Origin of the sequence: Duganella aquatilis (assembly GCF_009674565.1) — a bacterium.
In the GTDB taxonomy this organism is placed as follows: domain Bacteria; phylum Pseudomonadota; class Gammaproteobacteria; order Burkholderiales; family Burkholderiaceae_D; genus Rugamonas; species Rugamonas aquatilis.
This window is the reverse complement of the sequence record NZ_WKJL01000013.1, coordinates 99274-120599: the sequence shown is the minus strand read 5'-3', so window position 1 is coordinate 120599 and position 21326 is coordinate 99274. Positions and strand designations below refer to the sequence as shown.

23 protein-coding genes are annotated in these 21326 nt (G+C 65.2%); 9 read left to right on the top strand and 14 right to left on the bottom strand.

The window, feature by feature from the left end:
* Nucleotides 1–36: 36 nt before the first annotated feature.
* A complete protein-coding gene (locus GJ698_RS17990) occupies nt 37–219 on the bottom strand; it encodes a hypothetical protein (protein ID WP_154359231.1) in 183 nt (60 codons plus the stop codon).
* A gap of 280 nt (nt 220–499) precedes the next feature.
* Between GJ698_RS17990 and GJ698_RS17985 the strand changes: the two genes are divergently transcribed.
* Nucleotides 500–775 carry a hypothetical protein gene (locus GJ698_RS17985; RefSeq protein ID WP_154359230.1) on the top strand — a complete coding sequence of 92 codons (276 nt, stop codon included), beginning with the start codon at nt 500–502 and terminating at the stop codon, nt 773–775.
* A 55-nt stretch (nt 776–830) separates the two neighbouring features.
* Here the strand turns inward: GJ698_RS17985 and GJ698_RS17980 are convergent, their stop codons facing one another.
* Nucleotides 831–1721, bottom strand: coding sequence for a LysR family transcriptional regulator (locus GJ698_RS17980; protein WP_371865370.1), 891 nt, complete (start codon nt 1719–1721; stop codon nt 831–833).
* A 235-nt stretch (nt 1722–1956) separates the two neighbouring features.
* On the opposite strand from GJ698_RS17980, the gene GJ698_RS17975 reads away from it, so the two are divergent.
* Both GJ698_RS17975 and GJ698_RS17970 read left to right on the top strand, forming a co-directional pair.
* Nucleotides 1957–2940 (top strand): Lnb N-terminal periplasmic domain-containing protein, encoded by a 984-nt coding sequence (locus GJ698_RS17975; RefSeq protein WP_154359229.1) that lies wholly within the window; start codon nt 1957–1959, stop codon nt 2938–2940.
* 54 nt (nt 2941–2994) lie between these two features.
* Nucleotides 2995–3759, top strand: a complete 765-nt coding sequence (locus GJ698_RS17970; protein WP_166454895.1) for a substrate-binding periplasmic protein — start codon at nt 2995–2997, stop codon at nt 3757–3759.
* On the opposite strand, the gene GJ698_RS17965 is transcribed toward GJ698_RS17970, so the two are convergent.
* Together GJ698_RS17965 and GJ698_RS17960 are read right to left on the bottom strand one after the other, a co-directional pair.
* Nucleotides 3710–5251 carry a class I adenylate-forming enzyme family protein gene (locus tag GJ698_RS17965; RefSeq protein ID WP_154359227.1) on the bottom strand — a complete coding sequence of 514 codons (1542 nt, stop codon included), beginning with the start codon at nt 5249–5251 and terminating at the stop codon, nt 3710–3712. The two genes, GJ698_RS17970 and GJ698_RS17965, sit on opposite strands and share 50 nt — an antisense overlap.
* Before the next feature lie 34 nt (nt 5252–5285).
* Complete coding sequence (locus GJ698_RS17960; protein ID WP_154359226.1) at nt 5286–5624, bottom strand: flagellar basal body rod C-terminal domain-containing protein; 339 nt, start codon at nt 5622–5624, stop codon at nt 5286–5288.
* 163 nt (nt 5625–5787) lie between these two features.
* Between GJ698_RS17960 and GJ698_RS17955 the strand changes: the two genes are divergently transcribed.
* The 6 genes from GJ698_RS17955 (at nt 5788) to trxC (ending at nt 12185) form a co-directional block, all read left to right on the top strand.
* Entirely contained in the window at nt 5788–6645 is an 858-nt protein-coding gene (locus GJ698_RS17955; RefSeq protein ID WP_154359225.1) for a substrate-binding periplasmic protein, read from the top strand.
* A gap of 67 nt (nt 6646–6712) precedes the next feature.
* Entirely contained in the window at nt 6713–8344 is a 1632-nt protein-coding gene (locus tag GJ698_RS17950; protein ID WP_154359224.1) for an OFA family MFS transporter, read from the top strand.
* A 64-nt stretch (nt 8345–8408) separates the two neighbouring features.
* Entirely contained in the window at nt 8409–9287 is an 879-nt protein-coding gene (locus GJ698_RS17945; RefSeq protein ID WP_154359223.1) for an ABC transporter ATP-binding protein, read from the top strand.
* Nucleotides 9284–10873: an ABC transporter permease gene (locus GJ698_RS17940; RefSeq protein WP_154359222.1), complete on the top strand. Its 1590-nt coding sequence runs from the start codon at nt 9284–9286 to the stop codon at nt 10871–10873. Before GJ698_RS17945 ends, GJ698_RS17940 begins: the two co-directional genes overlap by 4 nt.
* 112 nt (nt 10874–10985) lie before the next feature.
* Entirely contained in the window at nt 10986–11603 is a 618-nt protein-coding gene (locus GJ698_RS17935; protein ID WP_154359221.1) for a phasin family protein, read from the top strand.
* A 123-nt stretch (nt 11604–11726) separates the two neighbouring features.
* A complete protein-coding gene (trxC, locus tag GJ698_RS17930; protein WP_154359220.1) occupies nt 11727–12185 on the top strand; it encodes a thioredoxin TrxC in 459 nt (152 codons plus the stop codon).
* Here trxC and GJ698_RS17925 read toward each other — a convergent pair whose 3' ends face one another.
* From GJ698_RS17925 to dctP, 10 genes are read right to left on the bottom strand one after another with little or no spacing between them, the layout of a single operon-like run.
* Nucleotides 12186–13088, bottom strand: a complete 903-nt coding sequence (locus GJ698_RS17925) for an acyltransferase domain-containing protein (protein WP_154359219.1) — start codon at nt 13086–13088, stop codon at nt 12186–12188.
* Entirely contained in the window at nt 13085–14122 is a 1038-nt protein-coding gene (mdcB, locus tag GJ698_RS17920) for a triphosphoribosyl-dephospho-CoA synthase MdcB (RefSeq protein WP_229260049.1), read from the bottom strand. Before mdcB ends, GJ698_RS17925 begins: the two co-directional genes overlap by 4 nt.
* Nucleotides 14119–14769, bottom strand: coding sequence for a malonate decarboxylase holo-[acyl-carrier-protein] synthase (mdcG, locus tag GJ698_RS17915; protein ID WP_229260048.1), 651 nt, complete (start codon nt 14767–14769; stop codon nt 14119–14121). The genes mdcB and mdcG overlap by 4 nt, the downstream gene beginning before the upstream one ends.
* Entirely contained in the window at nt 14753–15469 is a 717-nt protein-coding gene (gene mdcE / locus GJ698_RS17910) for a biotin-independent malonate decarboxylase subunit gamma (protein WP_154359218.1), read from the bottom strand. The genes mdcG and mdcE overlap by 17 nt, the downstream gene beginning before the upstream one ends.
* 1 nt (nt 15470) lies before the next feature.
* Nucleotides 15471–16373 (bottom strand): biotin-independent malonate decarboxylase subunit beta, encoded by a 903-nt coding sequence (locus GJ698_RS17905; RefSeq protein ID WP_154359217.1) that lies wholly within the window; start codon nt 16371–16373, stop codon nt 15471–15473.
* On the bottom strand, nt 16370–16684 hold the full coding sequence (gene mdcC, locus GJ698_RS17900; protein ID WP_154359216.1) for a malonate decarboxylase acyl carrier protein: 315 nt from the start codon (nt 16682–16684) through the stop codon (nt 16370–16372). The genes GJ698_RS17905 and mdcC overlap by 4 nt, the downstream gene beginning before the upstream one ends.
* Nucleotides 16685–16696: 12 nt before the next feature.
* Nucleotides 16697–18349 carry a malonate decarboxylase subunit alpha gene (gene mdcA / locus GJ698_RS17895; protein WP_154359215.1) on the bottom strand — a complete coding sequence of 551 codons (1653 nt, stop codon included), beginning with the start codon at nt 18347–18349 and terminating at the stop codon, nt 16697–16699.
* A 1-nt stretch (nt 18350) separates the two neighbouring features.
* Complete coding sequence (locus GJ698_RS17890) at nt 18351–19700, bottom strand: TRAP transporter large permease (protein ID WP_154359214.1); 1350 nt, start codon at nt 19698–19700, stop codon at nt 18351–18353.
* A complete protein-coding gene (locus GJ698_RS17885) occupies nt 19697–20260 on the bottom strand; it encodes a TRAP transporter small permease (protein ID WP_371865369.1) in 564 nt (187 codons plus the stop codon). Before GJ698_RS17885 ends, GJ698_RS17890 begins: the two co-directional genes overlap by 4 nt.
* Nucleotides 20257–21270 carry a TRAP transporter substrate-binding protein DctP gene (gene dctP, locus GJ698_RS17880; protein ID WP_154359212.1) on the bottom strand — a complete coding sequence of 338 codons (1014 nt, stop codon included), beginning with the start codon at nt 21268–21270 and terminating at the stop codon, nt 20257–20259. The genes GJ698_RS17885 and dctP overlap by 4 nt, the downstream gene beginning before the upstream one ends.
* Between the last annotated feature and the right edge of the window lie 56 nt (nt 21271–21326).

Sequence of the window (21326 nt, the reverse complement as noted above, 5' to 3'; positions counted from 1 at the left end):
CATTCAGCGGGACGTGCAAGGCGCGCCCCGCGCGCGTCATTTCGACTTGCTGCTGGACTTGCCGGACTTGCTGCCGCTGGTGGTCGACTGGCTATTGCCTTTGCCGCCAGTCGTGGTGGTGCTGCCGCTGGCATTGCCGGCTGAAGACGACTTCGAGCCCTTTGCTTCCTGCACGCTGCTGTTGCCGCCGTTTTTACCGGCTTGGGTAGGTTTGCTCATGCTGTTCTCCATAAGTGAACGCGCTGCGCGCGATGACAAAGGACTTGTCATGGATGCATCTTAGGCGCTCATCCATAGTGACCTGTAGGATGCAGGGCCGACGTGTTGTAGGCGCTTGCTCCGCGCTACCATCGGGCTCGACAGCAGATTACCTGCGGTTGAAATAAGCAAGGAATATCCTACGCTGCGACAGCCAGCCCGCTCTAGGAGGCGCTGGCGGCGGAGGGCATGATGGCTGCTTCCTGGCGCATCAGCAGCCAGTCAATTGTGGAGACATATCATGGCAACCTCGAATCAAGGCGGCCGCGCCGCGCACGCATCGGGCAACGCTCACGAATTCACATCCGAAGAAGCGCGCGCCGCCGGCAGCCAGAGTCACAAGAATGACGGCAACCAGCAGAGTGGCGCCGCTGGCTCACGCGGCAGCAAGGATGATAGCGACAGTGATAGTGACAGCGCCGCCGGCAGCAAAAGCGGCGGCTCCGGCGGCACCCGCGCTGGCACGTCCGAGCAGAACGCCGAGGCAGGCCGTCAAAGCCAGAAAAAGGACAGCTGATCCCGGTCCTGGATGAATACGACAGCGGCCAATGGCCGCTGTTTTTCGTTGGCGTCTAAGCCAGCCGCGCGATCAGCGTATCGGCAAACGCGGCCACCAGCGGGTCCGCTTCGCGGCGCGTGGCCAGGCCGACGCTGGACAGCAGCCGGCCGCGTGACAGCTGGACGAAGTGGACGCCCGCTGGCGCGGTCAGCCGCATGCATTCGGGGACGATGGCGATGCCGAGGCCCGCTTCGATCAGGTTCAGCTGCGACGACTTGCGCGACAGGGCCCGCGCCGGCTTCGGGAAGAAGCCCTGTTCCAGGCACAGGTTGGCCACCAGGTAGCTCAAGCCGCCCCGGTCCTTGTGCGGTATCGAGATGAAGGCCTGCGCGCTCAGGTCCGCCAGTTCGACATTGTCCAGCGCCGCCAGCGGCGAGGCGCGCGCCACCGCCACCATCAGCGGCTCGCTGCCGATTTCGCGCACCTGGATGTGCGGATGACGGCGCAAGGTCGGCAGCCGCAGCAGGCCGATGTCGACCCGGCCCTCCTCGATTTCCATGGTCTGGTTTTCCGACGGCAGCATCGACACGTCCAGCGTCACGCCCGGATGCTGCGCCAGCGCGTGCGCCAATGCGTTGCTGATGCGCGGCGTCAGGATCACCGAGCTGGAATGCTGCAGGCGGATCACGCCTTGCGCGCCCTGGCCGACGTGGCGCGCCTGTACCAGCGTGTCGTCGATGTCTTCCAGGATGCGCTTGCCGCGTTCGAAGAACAGCTGGCCGGCCGGCGTCAGCTCGAACTGGCGCGCGTCGCGCGTGAGCAGCGGCGTTTGCAGCGCGTCCTCCAGCTCCTTGATCTGCCGGCTCAGCGCCGACTGCGCGATGAATAATTTTTCGGCGGCGCGCGAGTAGCTGCCGGCCTCCACGATTTCTATGAAATATTTGAACTGTTTGAGCGAAATCACCGTTATGCCGTTTCGAGATAGTTGGCCGCCGTTTTTGATATTGGATCAAATCCGGCGTGGCCGTTAAAGTGAAGCGTCTCTTCTTCGCTTTTAAATTTTTTAACGGAACCTGCCATGTTGGAACTGATAGGCGTCATCGGCGTGGTGCTGAGTATTGCAGTAAAACTGATCTGCGTCCAGATCGGGTGCGCCAGCGGAATCGACGACAAGGAGGATTAGGCCCCATAATCAGGGCATGACCAAACGTATCCTCGTTTTCGCCGCCATGCTCATCGCCTCACTGCTGCTGGTTGCGCTGGCGGCGTGGGGCACAGGCGCACTGTGGTTCCAGCTGCCGGCCGCCGATATCGTCCGCAAGCTGGCGCTGGCCGCCTGGCTGGTGCTGGGCGTCGCGGCGCTGGTGTGCCTGTGGCGCCGCAGCTATGCCGCGCCGGCCGTGTGGCTGGTGCTGCTGCTCGCGCTGATGGCGTGGTGGAGCACCATCAAGCCGTCGCACGACCGCGTGTGGGCCGACGATGTGGCGCGCATGGTCACCGGCAAGGTGGACGGCGGCGTCGTCACGCTGGACCTGGTGCGCAACTTCGACTGGCGCAGCGATACCGATTACACGGTGCGCTGGGAGCCGCGGCAGTACGATCTGAACCAGCTGCGCTCGGTCGATGTGGCGATGTCCTACTGGATGGGGCCGGCCATCGCCCATACGCTGGTGTCGTTCGGCTTCAGCGACGGCCGCTACCTGACCTTTTCGATCGAGATCCGCAAGGAGCGCGGCGAGAGTTTCGACGGCCTTGCGGGCTTCTTCAAGAAATACGAAACGGTGCTGATCGCCGCCGACGAACGCGACATCCTGCGCGTGCGCACCAATGTGCGCGACGAGGACATGTGGCTGTACCGCCTGAAGATGCCGCCGGAGATGATGCGCTCGCTGTTCCTGGCGTACCTGGACGAAGGCGAGCAGCTGAAGGCCACGCCGCGCTTTTATAACACGCTGACCGGCAACTGCACCACCATCATTTACCAGATGGCGCGCCGCATCACGCCCGGCCTGCCGCTCAACTGGCGGCTGCTGGCTTCCGGCTACCTGGACCGCTATCTGTACGATCTTGGCGCGCTGCAGGGACAGGGCGGCTTCGATGCGCTGCGGCAAAACGCCCACATCACCGCCCGGGCGCGCGCCGCCGACAAGGACATCGATTTCTCCGAACGCATCCGTCACTGACATTTACGCCGATCTCGCGTATAAGTGATGTCAGTCCTGGCGCAAGGAGAATCGATGCGGCACTTGATCGCAGCATGGCTGGTTATGTGGTGCACCACCGCTTGGGCGGCCACGCTGGAACTGGTGGTGGCCACCAATGAATATCCTCCGTACGTCAGCGCCAATCCCCGTCAAAGCTTCATGACCGAATTGTTCGAGTTGATCGGCAAGGACATGGATGTCAGGTTCACCTTCCGCTTCATGCCATGGAAGCGCTGTGTGGTGGCCCTGGACGCGCATGAGGTGTGGGCGGTGGTGCCGTTCGTGCCCACGCCGGAGCGGGTGGAGCGCTATCTGCTGTCGGACACGCTGTATGCGCGCAGGGCCAAATTCTTTTACTACGATCATGGAAGCCGCAACTGGCCTGCCGGCTACAAGGACTTGTCCGAGCTGCGGCGGTTCCGGATCGGCGGCGTGGCGGGCTACTGGTATGAAAGCCTGTTCAAGGATGCCGGCATTGAGCTGGACATGGCGAACAATGACCAGATCAATTTCCGCAAACTGCAGGTGGCGCGCTTCGACCTGGTGATCGTCGATGAAAACGTCGGCAACTACATCGCGCACACCCAGTTCACGCAGCAAGCCGGGAGCTTCCACAGTCTCGACACGCCTTACTTCCGCTCCGAAAACGTGATGATGGCGAATCGCGATCCGGCCAACACCGAGCTGCTGGCGCGGTTCAACCGCGCGCTGGAACGGCTGCGCAAAAGCGGCGCCTATGACGATATCGTCAATCGCCGCAAGCTGGTGCTGATGCCATCTGGCGCAGCTGGTTCTTGAGGACTTTGCCGGTGGCCGCAGCGGGCAGGACGGCCATGGCGATGATTTCGGACGGGCGCTTGTACGGCGCCAGGCGCTCGGCCAGATAGCTTTGCAGTGCTTCGATGTCGAGCTGCCGGCGCGGGTCCGGCTCGACGAAGGCCACCACTTCCTCGTCGCCATCCGCCGTCGCGCGGCCGACCACCGCCGATTGGGTGACCGCCGGATGCGCATTGAGCACCGTCTCCACCTCCAGCGGATAGACGTTGAAGCCGGAGCGGATAATCAGTTCCTTGGTGCGGCCGACGATGTGCAGCGCGCCATCTGCATCCTGGCGCACCATGTCGCCGGTATTGAGCCAGCCGTCCGCATCCAGCACGGACGCCGTCAGCCGCGGTTCGCGGTAGTAGCCGCGCATGATATTCGGGCCGCGTACCCACAGTTCGCCGATGCCGTCCGCGCCGGCGGTCACGCGCACTTCGACGCCGGGAATGGCGTGGCCCACCGAGGTGTCGCTGCGCGGCTGGTCGAGGCGCGTCTGGCTGACGGTGGGCGAGGTCTCGGTCAGGCCGTAACCGTTGTGCAGCGGCAGGCCGAGTAGCTGCTCCACCTGCGCCTTCAGCGACGGCGGCAGCGGCGAGCCGCCGGCGTAGGCAAAGCGCAGCCGCGTCGGCAGCGGCGTGCCGGCGCCGCCGAGCTTTTCCAGCAAGCGCGCATACATCGCCGGCACGCCCTGCACGATGGTCAGGCCGTCGTCGCGCAGCGCCTTGAGCAGGGCGTCCGGCGTGAAGCGCGGGCACAGGTACAGGCAGGCGCCCGCATATAAAGTACCCAGCATCACCGAGGTCAGGCCGTAGACGTGGGTGATCGGCAGCACGCCATAGGCGCGGTCCTGCGGCGTCAGGCCGCGCAGCGTGCTCGATACGGCGGCGATGAACAGCAGGTTGCGGTGCGTGAGCATCACGCCTTTGGGCTGGCCGGTGGTGCCGGTGGTGTAGACCAGCGCCGCCACCTGTTCATGCGATGGCGCCTGCACCGGCTCCGGCGCGCAGTCCGCATTCAGCGCGCCCAGCATCCACGTGCCGAGCGGCGTGTCGACCGCCTGCGCCGCGTGGCGCCGCGCATGTTCGCTGGTTTCGGGCGAGGCGGGCATGGCCAGGTAGATGGCGCGCCGCGCCCCGCTGTGTTCCAGCACCACGTCCACTTCGCGCGCCGACAGGCGGCCGTTGAGGTGCACGATCCACGCATCCAGGTCGGCGGCGGCAAAGCTGAGCACCACCTGCGCCACGCAGTTTTCGCCGATGACGGCGAGGCGGTCGCCGGGCCGCAGCTGCCATGCGCGCAGTTGCGCGGCGGCGGCGTCGATGGCGGCGGCCAGTTCGGCATAGGTCCAGTGGCGTGCGCCGTCGTGCAGCGCGTTGGCGTGCGGCGTCCGTTCAGCCCAGCGGCGGGGAATGGCGGACAAGCGCGAGGGCAGGCCGGCGAGGAGTTGCGCGGTATTCAAGGTATTCATTACCGCGCATTGTGGCCGATGCGGCCACCGGCGATCAAGCCTTGATGTCGATCAGCGTGCCGAGATTCTGGTCGGCGGCCTGGACCACCTTGGCCGACAGGTCGAACTGCGCCTTGTAAACCAGCGAGTTGGTGGTTTCGGTCGCCAGGTTGGTGGCGCTGGCGCTGGGCGTCGGGCCAGCCACCTGCAGCAGTTGCTGGGCCTGGAGAGAGAGCGAGACGCCGGTGCCGGCCGGAGCATTTTCGGTGAAGTTGGCCTGCGACGGCTGGAAACCCTGGGTGCCGATGTTGGCGATCGCGTGCGCACTGTTCCCCAGCGCGCGTTGTGCGGCGTTGAGACCTGTAACTCCTGAGCTGAGTGCGGCGATGGCCATGATATTTCCCTTCGGCAATAAACGTCAGTTTACACGTTTCTGCGCGGGAATGCACGCGCTGATTAAAATTTAAGCGCAGCCATGTTGCAATTATTCTTGTCAGCTTGACAGCGGCGGACCGCAGGCGCAGCATCAAGACAGATTCCTTCCAGAAGTGACTGTCATGCGTGCGTTGTGGATCATATTGCTGCTGTGCTGGAGCGGATGGGCTGCCGCCGCCCCTGTGGTCGTCCATTATCCCCGCGTGGAAGGCGACGGCGCGCAGGGCGACTACGGTATCGCCTTGCTGCATCTGGCGCTGGAGAAGGCCGGCGGCCAATATCGCGCCGAGGCCTCCGCCACCGGCATGCAGCAGAACCGCGCCCTGGTCGAACTCCAATCGGGCAAGGGGCGCATCGACGTGGTCGGCACCATGACCTCGGCCGAGCGCGAGACCCGGCTGCTGCCGGTGCGCATCCCGCTGACGCGCGGCCTGATCGGCTGGCGCATCGCCCTGCTGCGCGCCGATCACAAGCAGCTGCTGGAGTCGGTGCGCGGCCTGGACGACCTGCTGCCCTACACGGCAGGGCAGGGCCAGGACTGGCCGGACGTGCAGATCCTGCGCCATAGCGGCCTGACGGTACAGCCGGCCGCAGTCTACAGCACCATGTTCGGCATGCTGAACGCCGGCCGCATCGACTGGGCGCCGCGCTCGGTCAATGAAGTCTGGGCGGAAGCCGCCCACCATCCCGAGCTGGTGGTGGATCCCTACGTGGTGCTGCGCTATCCGACCGCCGATTACTTCTTCGTCAACCGTAACAATCCGGCGCTGGCCGAGGCGCTGCGGCGCGGCCTGGAAGCTGCGCTGGCCGACGGCAGTTTTGAAAGACTGTTTCACACCTACTACGGCGCGCAAATCCGCCAGGCACGGCTCGACAAGCGCGTGCTGATCAACCTTCCCAACCCCTTGCTGACGCCTGAAACGCCGTTACAACGCAAGGAACTCTGGTTCACGCTGGACGACCTGAAACGCGTTCCTTAGGCATTGCATTTGTGCTATCCTTGCGCCCCATATTGTTCATAAGAAACACTAATCGGGGAAAAAGTGCATGGCTTTGTTTGATTTTCTGGAGAAGGAACGTACGGTCGCGGGCACCGGCTTCAACCGCTGGCTGGTGCCGCCGGCGGCGCTGGCGATTCACCTGTGCATCGGCATGGCGTACGGTTTTTCGGTGTTCTGGCTGCCGCTGTCGAAAGCCCTGGGCATCAAGGAGTCGCTGGCTTGTCCGGTGGACATCGGCCTGCTGGAACGCATACTGTCGTCCAGTTGCGACTGGCAGATCTCGATGCTGAACTGGATGTACACCATGTTCTTCGTCTTCCTCGGCCTGTCCGCCTGGCTGTTCGGCGGCTGGCTGGAACATGCCGGTCCGCGCAAGGCCGGCGTGGTGTCGGCCGTGTGCTGGTGCGGCGGCCTGGTGATTTCGGCGCTGGGCGTGTACCAGCACCAGATCTGGCTGATGTGGCTGGGCTCCGGCGTCATCGGCGGCATTGGCCTGGGCCTCGGCTACATCTCGCCGGTGTCGACCCTGATCAAGTGGTTCCCGGACCGGCGCGGCATGGCGACCGGCATGGCCATCATGGGCTTTGGCGGCGGCGCCGTGATCGGCGCGCCGCTGGCCGACAAGCTGATGAAGCATTTCGCCACGCCGGATTCGGTGGGCGTGTGGCAGACCTTCCTGGTGATGGCCGCCATCTACCTGGTCTTCATGCTGGCCGGCGCGCTGGCCTACCGCGTGCCGCCGACCGGCTGGAAACCGGCCGGCTGGACGCCGCCCGCCGCCAACGGCAACGCGATGATCACCACCCGCCATGTCCACGCCAGCAAGGTGTGGGGCATTCCGCAATTCTGGCTGGTGTGGTGGGTGTTGTGCCTGAACGTGACGGCCGGCATCGGCATTCTCGGCATGGCGTCGCCGCTGCTGCAGGAAATCTTCGGCGGCCAGTTGCTGAACCTGCCGCTGTCCTTCAATGAACTGAACACGGCGCAGAAAGCGCAGATCGCCGCGATTGCGGCCGGCTTCACCGGCCTGCTGTCGCTGTTCAATATCGGCGGCCGCTTCTTCTGGGCCTCGTGCTCGGACTTCCTGGGCCGCAAGGCCACCTACGGCATCTTCTTCGTGCTGGGTCTGGCGCTGTATGCGTCGATTCCGACCATGGCGCATACCGGCCACCTGGCGCTGTTCGTGATCTTCTTCTGCATCATCCTGTCGATGTACGGCGGCGGCTTTGCCACCGTGCCGGCCTACCTGGCCGACTTGTTCGGCACGCAGATGGTGGGCGCGATCCACGGCCGGCTGTTGACCGCATGGTCGGCGGCCGGCGTGTTCGGACCGCTGCTGATCAGCGGCGTGCGCGAGTACCAGATCGAGCATGGCGTCGCCAAGGCGCAGGCTTACGACATCACCATGTATGTGCTGGCCGGCCTGCTGTTGGTCGGCCTGGTGTGCAATCTGCTGGTGCGTCCGCTGGCCGACAAGCACTTCATGAGCGACGCCGAACTGGCGGCCGAGAAGAAGCTGGCGCACGAACGCGATGCCGCCGCGGCCACCGGTTCGGTGGTGGCGTCGACCGGCGTCACCAGTCCGGTGGCGGTGGCTTTCGGCTGGCTGGCGGTAGGTATTCCTCTCGCCATCGGGATAGCCATCACGGTGCAAAAAGCTTCGGCGCTGTTTAAATAACAAGGTAGAATAAATCTCCAGCTTGCGGGGCCGGCAACGGCCCCGTTTTCATTTCAGGAGTGCCATGCTCGAATTACGGAATGTCGTCAAGACCTTTGGGAAGAATGTCCGCGCGGTGGACGATGTCAGCCTGGATTTGCCGGCCGGGGTGGTGGGCCTGATCGGCCATAACGGCGCCGGCAAGACCACGCTGATGCAGATGATCGCCACCATCGCCAGGCCGACCAGCGGCCAGATCCTGTTCGACGGCGTGGACATCGTGAAAAAGCCGGAGGCCATGCGCGCGCGGCTTGGCTTCCTGCCGCAGGACTTCGGCGTCTATCCGAATTTGAGCGCACTGGAATTCATGCAGTACTTCGCCGCGCTGAAAGGCGTGCGCGATCCGGCCCGCATCCGGCGGTTGCTGGAGGTGGTCAACCTGCACGACCACGCACACCGCCAGGCGGCCGGTTTTTCGGGCGGCATGAAGCGCCGCCTCGGCATCGCCCAGGCGCTGCTCAACGATCCGGATGTGCTGATCGTCGACGAGCCGACCGCCGGTCTGGACCCGGAAGAGCGGCTGCGCTTCCGCCACCTGCTGTCGGAGATCGGCTTGCGCAAGCTGGTGATCGTGTCGACCCACATCGTCTCCGATATTGAAAACATGGCGGGCCGGCTGGCGATCATGAAGCAGGCCCGGCTGGTGGCCTGCGATACCCCGGACAGCTTTGTGCAGCGCGCGCGCAGCCAGGTGTGGTCGGTGACGGTGGCGCCGCAGGATTACGAAGCGCTGCGCGCGAGGGTGCAGGTGCTGCAGGCGCAGCGCCAGGCGGACGGCATCACGCTGCGCATCGCCCATCCTTCATCGCCGCTGGCCGGTGCGGCGCCGGCCGAGCCGACGCTGGAGGAAGCCCTGATGACGCAACGCTACGCGCTGCGCGACCACGCGGAACTGGTGGTATGACGCCGGCCTTTGCTCCCTTGTTCGGCGACGCGCTCAAGGCGCTGCTGCTGGCCGAAGTGCGGCTGCGCATGCGGCGCGTCGGCACGCTGGTGGCGGTGCTGGCGCTGATCGTGCTCACCTGGCTGATGGTCGGCGATCCGCAGCAGGGCCAGGCGATGATCGTCAGCGACGACGCGCGCGTGGCCTACACCAGCAGTTGCCTGGCCATCGGCAGCGCGGCGCTGACAGGATTGTTCTTCGGCCTGGCCGGCTTCTATCTGGCGCGCGGCCGCATGAACGAGGATATGCGCAGCGGCATCGGCGCCGTGCTGGCCGCCACGCCGCTGGCTTCCGGCGTGTTCCTGCTGGGCCGCTGGCTGGGCAATGTCGCCTACCTGTGCGGACTGCTGCTGATCTTCCTGGCCACCATGCTGGTGCTGCATCTGCTGCGCGGCGAAGGGCCGATCCAGCTCGGGATTTATCTGCAAACCTATGCGCTGGTGCTGCTGCCGCTGGTGTTCTTCACCGCCAGCATGGTGCTGCTGTTCGAGGCCTGGCCGCCGCTGATGGGCAAGGGCGGCGACGTGCTGTATTTCGTCGTCTGGATGGCGCAGCTGGCCGCCGGCGCGGCTGCCTCCATCGCGCATCAGCAGTGGACGCCGGTGCTGTTGCTGGATTTCTCCGGCATCGGCGCCGTCATCGAGGCGATCCAGGTGGTGCTGCCGTCAAAAGGCCTGGTGGTCGGCGGCGGCACCTTCGATGTCACAACCTCGGCGGTGCTGCTGCCGGATGGATTGTGGACCACGCAGATCATCTGGACCCGCGTCGGCAGCGCGGTGTGCGCGCTGTTGCCGCTGCTGCTGGCGATACCGCTGTTCCACCGCTTTTCGCCGGACCGCGTCAAGGTGCGTGCGCAGCGTGGCGGCTGGTCGCCGTTGGCGCTGCTCAACGGCTGGCTGCGTCCTTGCGCGCGGCTGGCGCGTCCGCTGTTTGGATGGTCGGCGCGCGTCCCTGGTGTGGGTGGCCGCGCGCTGGCCTTGCTGGCGCTGGTGCTGGTGACGAATCCGGCGGCGGTCGCGGCGGCGCTGGCGCTGCTCGTCTGGGGCTGCGTGGCCGACAGCGCGGCGCTGGGGGCGCTGGTCATCGCCGCCATCGCTATCTGGGGCATCCTGATCAGCGAGATCAGCGTGCGCGACATGCAGTACGACGTCGACGCACTGAACGCGGCAACGCCGGGCGGCCGCGAGCGCGCCTACGCGGCACAGTGGCTGGCCGCCATGCTGCTGGCGCTGCTGTTCACCGCGCCGGTGCTGGTGCGCTGGCTGGCGACCACGCCGTTGCGCGCGGCCGCGCTGCTGTGCGGCGTGCTGGCCCTGTCGGCGGCGGCCGGCCTGCTGGGCAGCCTGAGCCGGACCGCGCGCACCTTCCTGGCGCTGTTCCTGTTCGGCATGTACGTGGCGACGCAGGCGCGGACTGCGCCGGTGCTGGATGCTGTGGGTTTCAACGGCGTGGCGACTTTTCCGACAGTCACGGGGTATTTTCTGACAGGCATATTCCTGTTTACCTGCGGGCTGTTGATTGAATCGCGCCGCCAGGGTGGGAAGTAGGTAACGTTTGACGCAGATCAAACGTAGCAAATCGAGCTAACGTAGCCTTGACGTTCGCGCTGCATTCCGTGGCGTGGACAACTTCCAGGCACCTTACTTTCGAGGCAAATCTATGTACCCATTTTCCCAAACTGTCACCCCCGCCGCTAAAACCCACATGGAGGCGCAACTGTCGTTCTTTAACGATATGTCCAAGTCCCTGTTCCGTACCGTTCAGCAGTACAGCGATTTGAACATTCAACTGGCGCAAACCCTGCTGGAGGAAACCACCCAGACCGGCCAGCAGGTCATCACCTCGCACCGCGCCACCGAAGCGCTGGCCGCCGCCGCCGCGCACGCCCAGCCCACCGCTGAAAAGCTGCGCTCGTATCAGCAGCACCTGTCGCGCATCGCCGCCGACACCCAGGTGGACCTGTCCAAAGTCGCCGAAGAGCACATTCAGGAAACCAGCCGCACCGCCAAGGCCCTGGCCGATGAAGTAGCGCGCGTCACCTCGGAAGAAACGGAAAAAACGCTGCGCAGCCATCAGGACGCAGTGGAGAAATTCACCGATCCGTTCCGCACCGACGGCGCCCGCTACATGCGCGGCGAGCAGTCGCTGCAAAGCGGCCAGAACGGCACCGAAAGCCGCGAAAGCGGCAATCTTCAAGGGCAGGCCACTCCGGCCCAAACCGCCGCCCAAGCTGCCGCCCAGAGCAGCAAGCAGACTGGCGCTCGTAAAGAGACCTGATCGCCCCCAGCAGCAGCGTAAGCCCTGATTGGCCGCGCGCGCGAAGCAAATTCGCGCGGCGCGGCATTTTTTTCGTCCTTGGATTATCATGCTCAGCTCGTAGTCAGCTGTCTGGAGATGAACATGACGAGTACCACCAACGCGCAGCCGGAGTCGCTGCATATAGTCTGTCCGCATTGCGATGCGGTCAATCGCGTGCCGGCCGCCAGGCTGGCGGCCGAGCCGGTGTGCGGCAAGTGCCAGAAGGCCTTGTTCACCGGCGCGCCGGTGGATTTGAGCAGTGCGCGCTTCCTCAAGCATATCGAGCGCAGCGACATTCCGGTGCTGGTGGATTTCTGGGCGCCGTGGTGTGGTCCGTGCCGCACGATGGCGCCGTTCTACGCGCAGGCCGCACAGCGCCTGGAACCGCAGTTCCGCGTGGTGAAGGTGGATACCGAGCAGGCGCAGGATCTGGCGGCGCGCTACGCGATCCGCAGCATTCCGACGCTGGCCCTGTTCAAGGGGGGACGCGAGGTGGCGCGGCAGCCGGGCGCGATGGATGCGTCGAACATCATGGCGTGGGCGGCGCAGAACAACCGCTGATCAGTCTTCGGTGGCGCGGTCCAGCCATTTGCGGATGCCGTCCAGTGTGCGGAAGTCGGCCACCGAGCGGGTGGCGATGTGCGGATGGCGGTTTTGCAGCATGCGGGAGAGGGCGGCGCCGGGACCAAGTTCCAGCGCCACGGTGATGCCGGCTTCGGCGGCGGCGTCCATGCAGGCGAGCCAGCGGATTTTTTCGGCCAGCTGGCGCGACAGGGTGTCGGTGGCGCGCGGTTGGTCTTCGACGGCCGCCGCGTCCACGCCGGCCAGTACCGGCGCCCGCAGCGGCCGGAATGGTGTGGCGCGCAGCGCATCCGCGAATGGTGCGACAGCGGCTTGCATGTAGGTTGTGTGCGACGCGACTTTCACCGGCAGGCGGCGGCTGCGCGCGCCGCTTGCCTCAATCGCCAGCTGTAATGCTTCCGCCTGTGCGGCGGGGCCGCCGGCGATGCAGGTGTCTTCTCCCGTTTCTATGCTGATGTGAAAGCCGTGGGCCGCTGCCAACGCGCCCGCGTTTGCCAACGTCAGGCCCGTGATGCTCAACAACGCCTGTCCCGGTGCGGCCTGCTGGCAGGCGTCCATCAATTGCGCGCGCTGTGCGGCCAAGGCGATGCCCTGTGCTGGCGCGATGGCGCCGGCGACGCCATACGCGGACAGTTCGCCGATGCTGTAGCCGGCCACCAGCGCGGGCGGCGGCGCGAAGTCGCGGACGGCTTCCCACATGCCGAGCGTGGCGGCCACGATCAGCGGCTGGGCGTTACGGTTGGCGAAAATGTCGCCATCGGTCCGTACATCGAGTTGGTCAAGCAGGCTGCTCGCCGCGCCACTTGTGCGCGCGAGGTTGAACATCTCAGGGTGCTGATCGCCCTGGCCGGGACACAGCAGCAGGAGTCGCGCGCGACTCATTTGTTGTCCAATGTTGCGATGGACTGCACCAGGCAGCACGCCGCCAGCAGATCCGCCGCGCCGCCGGGCGAGAGCCGGTGCCGCATGAAGACGTGATGGCTGGCCACCGCTTCTTCGCGCCAGTTGGCGTGGGCGGTGCCGCCCTGCGCAAGAAAACATTCGGCATGATCGCGCACGATTTGCGCGCCCTGCGGGCCGGCGCGGTGATAGACGTTGCTGTCGCTGATGTGGGCCATCAAGGTGTACAGCGTATCGACGCGCTCCTCGGTGACGGTTGCGCCTCGCGCCCGCGCTGCCAGCAGGGCAGGGACGCCGACCTCGAACACCGACGGCAATCCCAGCGCACCTTCCTCCCGCGCGCCGCTCACCGCATACCGCGACGCCACACGCAAACCGTTACTCAGCGGCTCCGCCACCACCTCCTGCGCCGGTACTGTCGCCGCCTTCGCCTTGCCGTCGCGCAGCTGCGTACGCGATGGCGGAATCGGTGCAGCTTCGTTGGCGGCAGGCGCGGCGTGCATGGCGAGTTCTTCGCCCCAGCGGATCAGCATTGCGGCGCGGAGGGCGGCGGGCGTCATCGGCGTGCCTTGCGCGCGGGCGCGGCCGGCGGTGGCGCACAGCAGGCCGAGACTGAAAATCGCGCCGCGATGCGTGTTGATGCCGCGCGTCGCCTTCAGCATCGTCGCCTCCGCCGCAATGCCCAGCTGCTTCAGCTGCGCAAACGGCGCATCGTTCAATCCTGCCAAACAGATTTTTCTGAAGTAGTGGCGCAGCGCGAACATGCTGCGCATGAACGTGCCCGCATCCATATCGTCATGACTGCCGCTGTCCACCGGCGACACCAGCCCCGGCTTCGGATACAGGCACAACTCCGCGTGCAAGCTGCGCACCGCCAGCCGCGCGACCTCGCGCGCAAATGCCTGCTTCTGCGCGCGGCCCAGCGGAATCGCCGGTATCAACGGAGCGCGCAAGACCCTATCGCGTCCGGTCGCGCCGACCACGCCAGGCATGCCAGTCTGCGCCGCGCGCATCATGCCGGCTCCAGCGTCGCCAGCAGCGACGCGGTATCAGCCAGGCGCACCGACTGCAATTCCTTCACCATCACCTTGGCCGGATGCGCCATCGCCATCCGCCACTCCTTCCACGACACCGCCGCGCCGCCGGGGAAAACAATCTCGCCATCCAGCGGCAGGCGCTCCCCGTGCCGCGCCAGCAGCGCCACGCCAGCCGCCAACTGATCCCGGCTGGCAGGGTGAAACAGCACATCCACATCCGAAGCCGGCGACACGTACTGCAAGCCGGTCAAGGTCTGCATCGCCAGCGAGCCATATACACGCAATTGCAGCGCTCCGGCCTCGTCGCACAGCGCCGCGAAATGCTCGCCGGCCGACCGCAACGCCACCGCAGGCGCGGTCTTGCGGATATCCGCAACGCGCGCGCGCAGCCCGATCCGAACCTTGTGGCCGGTCTCCGCATGCGGCGGCAGCGGCAGGCCAAGACAAATCTCATCCGCCTCCACATCCGCCTCCAGCCGACGCACCACGACCGGCCAATCCTGACTTTCCCACAGCGCCAGCGCGGTCCTGTGTTCATCGCGCGCAGCGGCAATCGCGGCGTGCCAACCAGCTGCGGTCAGCCACACCAGCATATGCCGCTCGAAATCTTTATGCGCGTTGAACATGGCTGCCCGACAGCACCGCATCAATCACCGGCTGCGCCCAGCGGCGTCCGCCACGCTGCAGTCCCAGCGCGCTGCGCTGATCGCCCGCAACCGGTTGCGCCAGCGCGGCACGCAAATGCTGCGCCAGATCGCCATTCCAGATCGACTCCAATCCGCCCATGCGCAGATAATTCTCCGGCCCCGGCGCAAACACCGGATTACTCTGCGCCAGCTCGGTCAGCACCTCTTCCGGCACCTTGGTGATGCGCGCCATCGCCGGCAAACCCATCACGCGGATGGTCGCATCGGGAAGCGCATGGCAGGCATCCGCCATCAAGCCGCTGGTGATAAAACCGCCGGACAGCGCCTGGTCGTACACCAGGCCGATAATCTTGTGCCCCTTGCGGCGCGCCAGATCCACGCACTTGCCCAGGTGGGCCATGTAGCTGTTGATGCCCAACATCTCATCGCGATGGCGCAAGCGCTGGCCTTGCGTATCGATCAGCATCAGGATTGGCCGGCCCGGGAACTCGCGCACCGTGCGCAGGATCGCCTGCGCCTGCGCCAGGGCGATCTCCACGCCGATCGGCGTATGACCGGTGGTGCCGATTACCGCCACCGGCTGGCCATCCACCTGCGCGTCGCCGCTCAGGAATTCATTTTTCTCGACGATCGTGTGACCTTGCGGGAACAGCGTATCGGCCAGTTTTTTCCAGTCCATCTCAGACTCCCTTGCGGTGCGCTGCCGCCGCCGCGATAAAGCTGTCCACATCCAGCATCGGAATATTCTCCGCATCCGCCATCTGCATCGCGCTCCAGATATCGATCGGATCGTGCAGGGCGCCGAAGCTGTGGAGGCGATCCTCCAGCATCTTCTGCTCGGCCTCCAGCGCCTCCAGCGTCAAGCCGGTCGCGCCATCCGCCAGCGCCCCGACCGCTTCCTGCGCCGCCGCGCGGAACGCCGCCACGTCGTCGGCCACGATGCGCTGGCAATCGCCCAGCAGATAGCGGTGCTTGCCGCCCGTTGTGCGCCACACCAGCGCGCGGTCGCGCGAATCGAATTCCTCAACGCCGTTGGCGGTCTCGATCACCTCGGGACCGGACATCGCCAGCCGCGCTTCTTCCGACATGACAACCACATTGGCGCAACGCGTCACAATGCCCATGCCGCCGAACGCGCCATTGGCGCCGCCCACCAGCACAACCACCGCCACGCCGGCATCGCGCGCATCGAGCAGGGCGCGCATCACTTCCGACACCGCGATCAAGCCGGCGTTGGCTTCGTGCAGGCGCACGCCGCCCGATTCCACCAGCACCACCACGGCCGCCACCTTGTCGGCCACCGCCTTGCGCAGCAGGCCAACCAGCTTGGCGCCGTGCACCTCGCCGACCGCGCCGCCCATGAAGGCGCCTTCCTGCGCCGCCACGTACACCGGCACACCGCCCAGCAACGCGCGGCCGATGGCCACGCCATCGTCAAACGCCACCGGCGCGTTCAGCTGCGCCAGGTGAGGGCTGGTCACGCGCTCCGACGGCGGAATGAATTCCTCGAAACTGCCGGCGTTGAACAGATGCTGCAAGCGTTCGCGCGCGGTCGCTTCCTGATAGCTGACAGGGCGGCTCATGGCGCGTCTCCCAGCATGGTCTGCACCGCCTGGTCCATGCGCAGGCTGACGACGGCCGGCGTGGCGCCCATGTCATTGATGGAGATGCGGGTGTCGGCCAGCAGCCAGCGCGCGTGGAAGTCGCGCATCACCGCTTCCCAGATCGGACCGAAACCGACAGCGGCGGTGGTGATCTCGATGCTGCAGGCGCCATCCAGCGCCGCCGGCTCGATCAGCACTTCCAGATTGCCGGAGCCGACCACGCCCACAACTTCCGGCGGCGCGCTCAGGCGGTGGGTGCCGTTTTCAAATCGATAGTTCAAGGTTTCCATCTTCGTGCTCCTTTACCAGTTGCGGAAACGCTTGGGCGGATTGTACAAACCGCCCGATGCGCGCACCAGGTCTTTCATATTGCGTGCGGCCAGCAGGTCGCGCGTGGCCTGGCGCTTGTCGATGCCCAGATCTTCCGCCCGCGTGATGATGCCGCGGTCGCGCAGGTTTTCCACCATGCGCGCGTCGCGTCCCAGGCCCACCGGCGTGTAGCCCGCCACGCCGCGTATCGCCTGCTCGCGTTCCTCGTCGGTGCGGCACAGCAGCAGGTTGGCGATGCCCTCCTCGGTCAGGATGTGGGTGACGTCGTCGCCGTAGATCATCACCGGCGGGATGGCCATCCTGGCCTGTTCCATCAGTTCCCACGCGTCCAGCTTTTCCACGAAGGCCGGCTGCATGTGTTCGCGGAAGGTTTCGACGATTTGCACCACCAGCTTCTGGCCGCGCGGGATGGTGTTGCGGCCTGCGCGCGCCTGCTCGCCGGCCTTCAGCCACGCCGGACTGGCGTGACGCCGTCCGCGCGCGTCGGCCCCCATGTTGGAGGCGCCGCCGAAGCCTGAGATACGGCCGGCCGTCGCGGTGGATGAATTGCCCTGCAAGTCGATCTGCAAGGTCGAGCCGATGAACATGTCGCAGGCATAGTGGCCGGCAGCCTGGCACATGGCGCGGTTGCTGCGCATGGTGCCGTCCGGTCCGATCGCAAACACGTCCGGCCGCGCGTGGATGTATTCCTCCATGCCCAGTTCCGAGCCGAAGGAATGGATGGAGGTGACGAAGCCCGCTTCAATCGCCGGTATCAGCGCCGGGTGCGGATTCAGCGCCCAGTGTTTGCCGATCTTGCCGCGCAGGCCAAGCGATTCCGCATAGGTCGGCAGCAGCAGTTCGATGGCGGCGGTGTCGAAACCGATGCCGTGGTTCAGGCGCTGCACCTCGTATTCGGCGTAGATGCCCTTGATGGCCATCATCGCCATCAGCACCTGGATTTCCGAAATCTGCGCCGGGTCGCGCGTGAACAGCGGCTCGATGTAATAGGGACGCGGCGACTGCACGACGAAATCCACCCAGTCGCCCGGCACGTCCACACGCGGCACCTTGTCCACGATCTTGTTCACCTGGACGATGACGATGCCTTGCTTGAACGCCGTCGCTTCCACGATGGCTGGCGTATCCTCGGTATTCGGACCGGTGTACAGGTTGCCGTCGCGGTCCGCCGCTTCCGCCGCGATCAGGCACACGCGCGGCGGCAGGTCGATGAAGTAGCGGCTGAACAGTTCCAGGTAGGTGTGAATGGCGCCGATATTCAGCTTGCCGGCGGACGCCAGCCGTGCCACGCGCGCCGCCTGCGGACCGGAGAACGAAAAGTCCAGCCGCGAAGCGACGCCACGCTCGAAGACGTCCAGATGCTCCGGCAGCGCCAGCACCGACTGCAGCATGTGCAGGTCGTTGACGCGCTCCGGATTCAAATGGGCCAGCGCATGGCCGAGAAAATCGGCCTGTTTCTGGTTATTGCCTTCGAGGCAAACGCGGTCGCCGCATTCGATGACCGCATGCAGCAGATCGGCGATGCGCGCGGACGGCAGGCTTTTGCCGTCCAGTTCATTGCCCAACGCCGTACGGGCGCGCTGCAATCGCGCTTCGCGATTTTGCTGCAAGGTGTTCCAGGACATTTTATTTTGCTCCCATAATCATGTCAGGCAGGCCGGTTGCGATCGATGGGAAGACGCACAGCAGCAGCACAGCCAGCACCATCAGCAACAGGAAGGGGAACACGCCCCAGATCACATCCTTCAAAGGAATGTCCGGCGCGATGTTCTTGATGACGAATATATTCAGTCCCACCGGCGGATGGATCAGGCCCATCTCCATCACCACCGTCATGACGATGCCGAACCAGATCAGATCGAAACCTGCTTCGCGCAGCGGCGGCAGGATGATCGGCGCCGTCATCAGGATGATCGATACGGGCGGCAGGAAGAAGCCGAACACGATCACCATGAACAGGATCACCGCCAGCAGCACCCATTTCGACAGGTGCAGGCTGACCACCCACGCGGCGGCCGACTGGCTGATGTGCAGGTAGCTCATCACGTAGGAATACAGCAGCGACATGCCGATGATCAGCAGCAGCATGGTCGATTCCTTGATCGACGAACCGAGGATGGGCGACAGGTCTTTCGGCTTCCACACGCCGTAGATCACTGCCAGCAGCGCCAACGCCAGCAGCGCGCCCAGGCCCGCGGTTTCGGACGGGGTGGCGAAGCCGCCGTACAGCGCCACCATCACGCCGATCAGCAGCACAATGAATGGCAGCACGCGCGGCAGCATTTCCACTTTTTGCTTCAAGGTGAAATGCTCGTCTTCCAGGTAGGCCGACTTCTGCCCGCCTTTTTCGTAGATCTCCAGCGCCATGCGGTATTCCTTGCGGGCGCGGTAGACGGCGTAGCCGGCAAACAGCAGCACCAGCAGGATGCCGGGGCCGATCCCTGCCAGGAACAGGCGGCCCAGCGACTGCTCGGCGGCCACCGCGTACAGGATCATGGTAATCGACGGCGGCAGCAAAATGCCCAGCGTGCCGCCGGCCGCGATGATGCCGGCCGCGAAGCCCGGCGAGTAGCCGCGCTTGCGCATTTCCGGAATGCCGGCCGAACCGATGGCCGAGCAGGTGGCGGGCGAGGAGCCTGCCATGGCCGCGAACAGCGCGCAGGCAAACACGTTGGCGATGCCGAGGCCACCGGGGATTTTGTGCATCCATGTGTGGATGGCGGAGTACAAGTCGCGTCCCGCCGGCGATTTGCCGATGGCCGCGCCCTTCAGGATAAACAGGGGAATCGACAGCAGCGTGATCGACGCCATCTCTTCGTAGACGTTCTGCGTGACCGTGTCCAGCGAGGACGGCGGCATGAAGAAGTACATAAAGCCGGTGGCCACGATGCCCAGCGCGAATGCGATCGGCATCCCGGAGAACATCACCACCAGCGTAACGGCGCCGTACAGCGCGCCCAGGGTCAGGTCACTCATGCTGCGCGCTCCGAGTCAGGTTTGTTGGTCATGCGGGCCAGCGTTTGCAGCAGCAGTTGCAGCGTGAGCAGCGTCATGCCGGCGGCCATCATCGAGTACGGAATCCACAGCGGCGGCGCGAAGGTGGAGGAGGTGGTCTGTCCATCCACCCAGGCTTCGTGGAACAGCATCCACGATTTCCAGGTGAAGAAGGCGCAGAACAGCGTCGACGCCAGGTCCACCACGAACAGCCGCACCGCATTCACGCGGCGCGGCAGCAGGCCCGCCACCGCTTCGATGCCGATATGGCCGCGATGGAACTGCACATAGGCGGTGGTGAAAAAGGTGACGCCGACCAGCATGAAGACCGAGGCCTCGTCCTGCCAGTCGGTGGGCGCGCTGAAGAAGTAGCGCGACACCACCGAGTAGGTCAGCACCAGCGCGGTCAGCACCAGTGCAATCATGGACAGCGTCATCAGCAGGCGATTCAGCTTGTCCAGCGCCGCCGTCAGCGCCGCGATGACGGCGTTGTCCGGCGGCGCAGGACCGCGCGACGGCGCGATGTCTACGCCGTGGCTCACAGCGTTTTCTCCGCCAGTTTCAGCAGGTTGGCGCAGCTGGCGTTCTTCTCGCTGAAGTCCTTCCAGGCGGTGGCGCGGGCGATGGCCTGCCATTTTTGCAGCGAGGCCGGCGTCATGTCGACCACCTTGGCGTTGGCTTTCTGGTAGACCACGGCCACTTGCTGGTCATCCTCCTTCGACGATTTGAGCGCGAAGGCTTCCAGTTCGGCGCCCACGGTCAGGATCAGCTGCTGCTGGTCCTTCGGCAGCTTGTCGAACACGGTGCGCGACATCATCAGCGGTTCCAGCATGAACCAGTAGGAGCCGCCGCGCGCGGTGGTCAGCGCCTTCGACACTTCCTCAAGACGGAACGAGATCAGCGACGTGGAGGAGGTCAGTGCGCCTTCCATCGCGCCGGTCTGCATGGCGGCGTAGATTTCATTCGACGGCAGGGTGACCACGGCGGCGCCGGCGGCCTTCAGCATCATGTCCATCTCGCGCGAACCGCCGCGGATCTTCATGCCCTTGGCGTCGTCCGGATCGACCACCGGCTTGCCGCGCGAGGCCATGCCGCCGCCTTGCCAGATCCAGCTGACCATCACGATGCCCTTGTCGTACAGGATGCGCGACAGTTCCTTGCCCACTTCGGCGTTCTTCCAGCCGTAGGCCTGTTCGTAGGAGGTGACCAGGCCTGGCATCAGGCCGATGTTCACTTCCGGGACTTCGCCGCCGGCGTACGACAGCGGCACCAGCGACAGGTCCAGCGCGCCCTTGCGCATGGCGGAAAACTGGGCGTTGGTCTTCATCAGCGAAGAGCCGGGATAGATCGAGAACTTCAGCGCGCCCTTGGAGCGCTTTTCTACTTCGGCGGCGAACATGCGGGACAGGCGGTCACGGAAATCGCCTTCGGTGACGGTGCCGCCGGGGAACTGGTGGGACAGCTTGAGCGCGGTTTGCGCCCAGGCTGGTTGCAACAACAAAGGGCTGGCTGCCAAAGCTGCTAGTACGGACCTGCGGGTGATAGCGGTCATACGTCCTCCAAGGGTTGATGTAAAGAAATATTATCGTTATCGCATTCGATATGCAA

Bases quoted from the DNA above. Each gene is read 5' to 3' on its own strand.
- GJ698_RS17990 (WP_154359231.1), bottom strand. From the start codon at position 219: ATGAGCAAACCTACCCAAGCCGGTAAAAACGGCGGCAACAGCAGCGTG.
- GJ698_RS17985 (WP_154359230.1), top strand. From the start codon at position 500: ATGGCAACCTCGAATCAAGGCGGCCGCGCCGCGCACGCATCGGGCAAC.
- GJ698_RS17975 (WP_154359229.1), top strand. From the start codon at position 1,957: ATGACCAAACGTATCCTCGTTTTCGCCGCCATGCTCATCGCCTCACTG.
- GJ698_RS17970 (WP_166454895.1), top strand. From the start codon at position 2,995: ATGCGGCACTTGATCGCAGCATGGCTGGTTATGTGGTGCACCACCGCT.
- GJ698_RS17965 (WP_154359227.1), bottom strand. From the start codon at position 5,251: ATGAATACCTTGAATACCGCGCAACTCCTCGCCGGCCTGCCCTCGCGC.
- GJ698_RS17960 (WP_154359226.1), bottom strand. From the start codon at position 5,624: ATGGCCATCGCCGCACTCAGCTCAGGAGTTACAGGTCTCAACGCCGCA.
- GJ698_RS17955 (WP_154359225.1), top strand. From the start codon at position 5,788: ATGCGTGCGTTGTGGATCATATTGCTGCTGTGCTGGAGCGGATGGGCT.
- GJ698_RS17950 (WP_154359224.1), top strand. From the start codon at position 6,713: ATGGCTTTGTTTGATTTTCTGGAGAAGGAACGTACGGTCGCGGGCACC.
- GJ698_RS17945 (WP_154359223.1), top strand. From the start codon at position 8,409: ATGCTCGAATTACGGAATGTCGTCAAGACCTTTGGGAAGAATGTCCGC.
- GJ698_RS17940 (WP_154359222.1), top strand. From the start codon at position 9,284: ATGACGCCGGCCTTTGCTCCCTTGTTCGGCGACGCGCTCAAGGCGCTG.
- GJ698_RS17935 (WP_154359221.1), top strand. From the start codon at position 10,986: ATGTACCCATTTTCCCAAACTGTCACCCCCGCCGCTAAAACCCACATG.
- trxC (WP_154359220.1), top strand. From the start codon at position 11,727: ATGACGAGTACCACCAACGCGCAGCCGGAGTCGCTGCATATAGTCTGT.
- GJ698_RS17925 (WP_154359219.1), bottom strand. From the start codon at position 13,088: ATGAGTCGCGCGCGACTCCTGCTGCTGTGTCCCGGCCAGGGCGATCAG.
- mdcB (WP_229260049.1), bottom strand. From the start codon at position 14,122: ATGATGCGCGCGGCGCAGACTGGCATGCCTGGCGTGGTCGGCGCGACC.
- mdcG (WP_229260048.1), bottom strand. From the start codon at position 14,769: ATGTTCAACGCGCATAAAGATTTCGAGCGGCATATGCTGGTGTGGCTG.
- mdcE (WP_154359218.1), bottom strand. From the start codon at position 15,469: ATGGACTGGAAAAAACTGGCCGATACGCTGTTCCCGCAAGGTCACACG.
- GJ698_RS17905 (WP_154359217.1), bottom strand. From the start codon at position 16,373: ATGAGCCGCCCTGTCAGCTATCAGGAAGCGACCGCGCGCGAACGCTTG.
- mdcC (WP_154359216.1), bottom strand. From the start codon at position 16,684: ATGGAAACCTTGAACTATCGATTTGAAAACGGCACCCACCGCCTGAGC.
- mdcA (WP_154359215.1), bottom strand. From the start codon at position 18,349: ATGTCCTGGAACACCTTGCAGCAAAATCGCGAAGCGCGATTGCAGCGC.
- GJ698_RS17890 (WP_154359214.1), bottom strand. From the start codon at position 19,700: ATGAGTGACCTGACCCTGGGCGCGCTGTACGGCGCCGTTACGCTGGTG.
- dctP (WP_154359212.1), bottom strand. From the start codon at position 21,270: ATGACCGCTATCACCCGCAGGTCCGTACTAGCAGCTTTGGCAGCCAGC.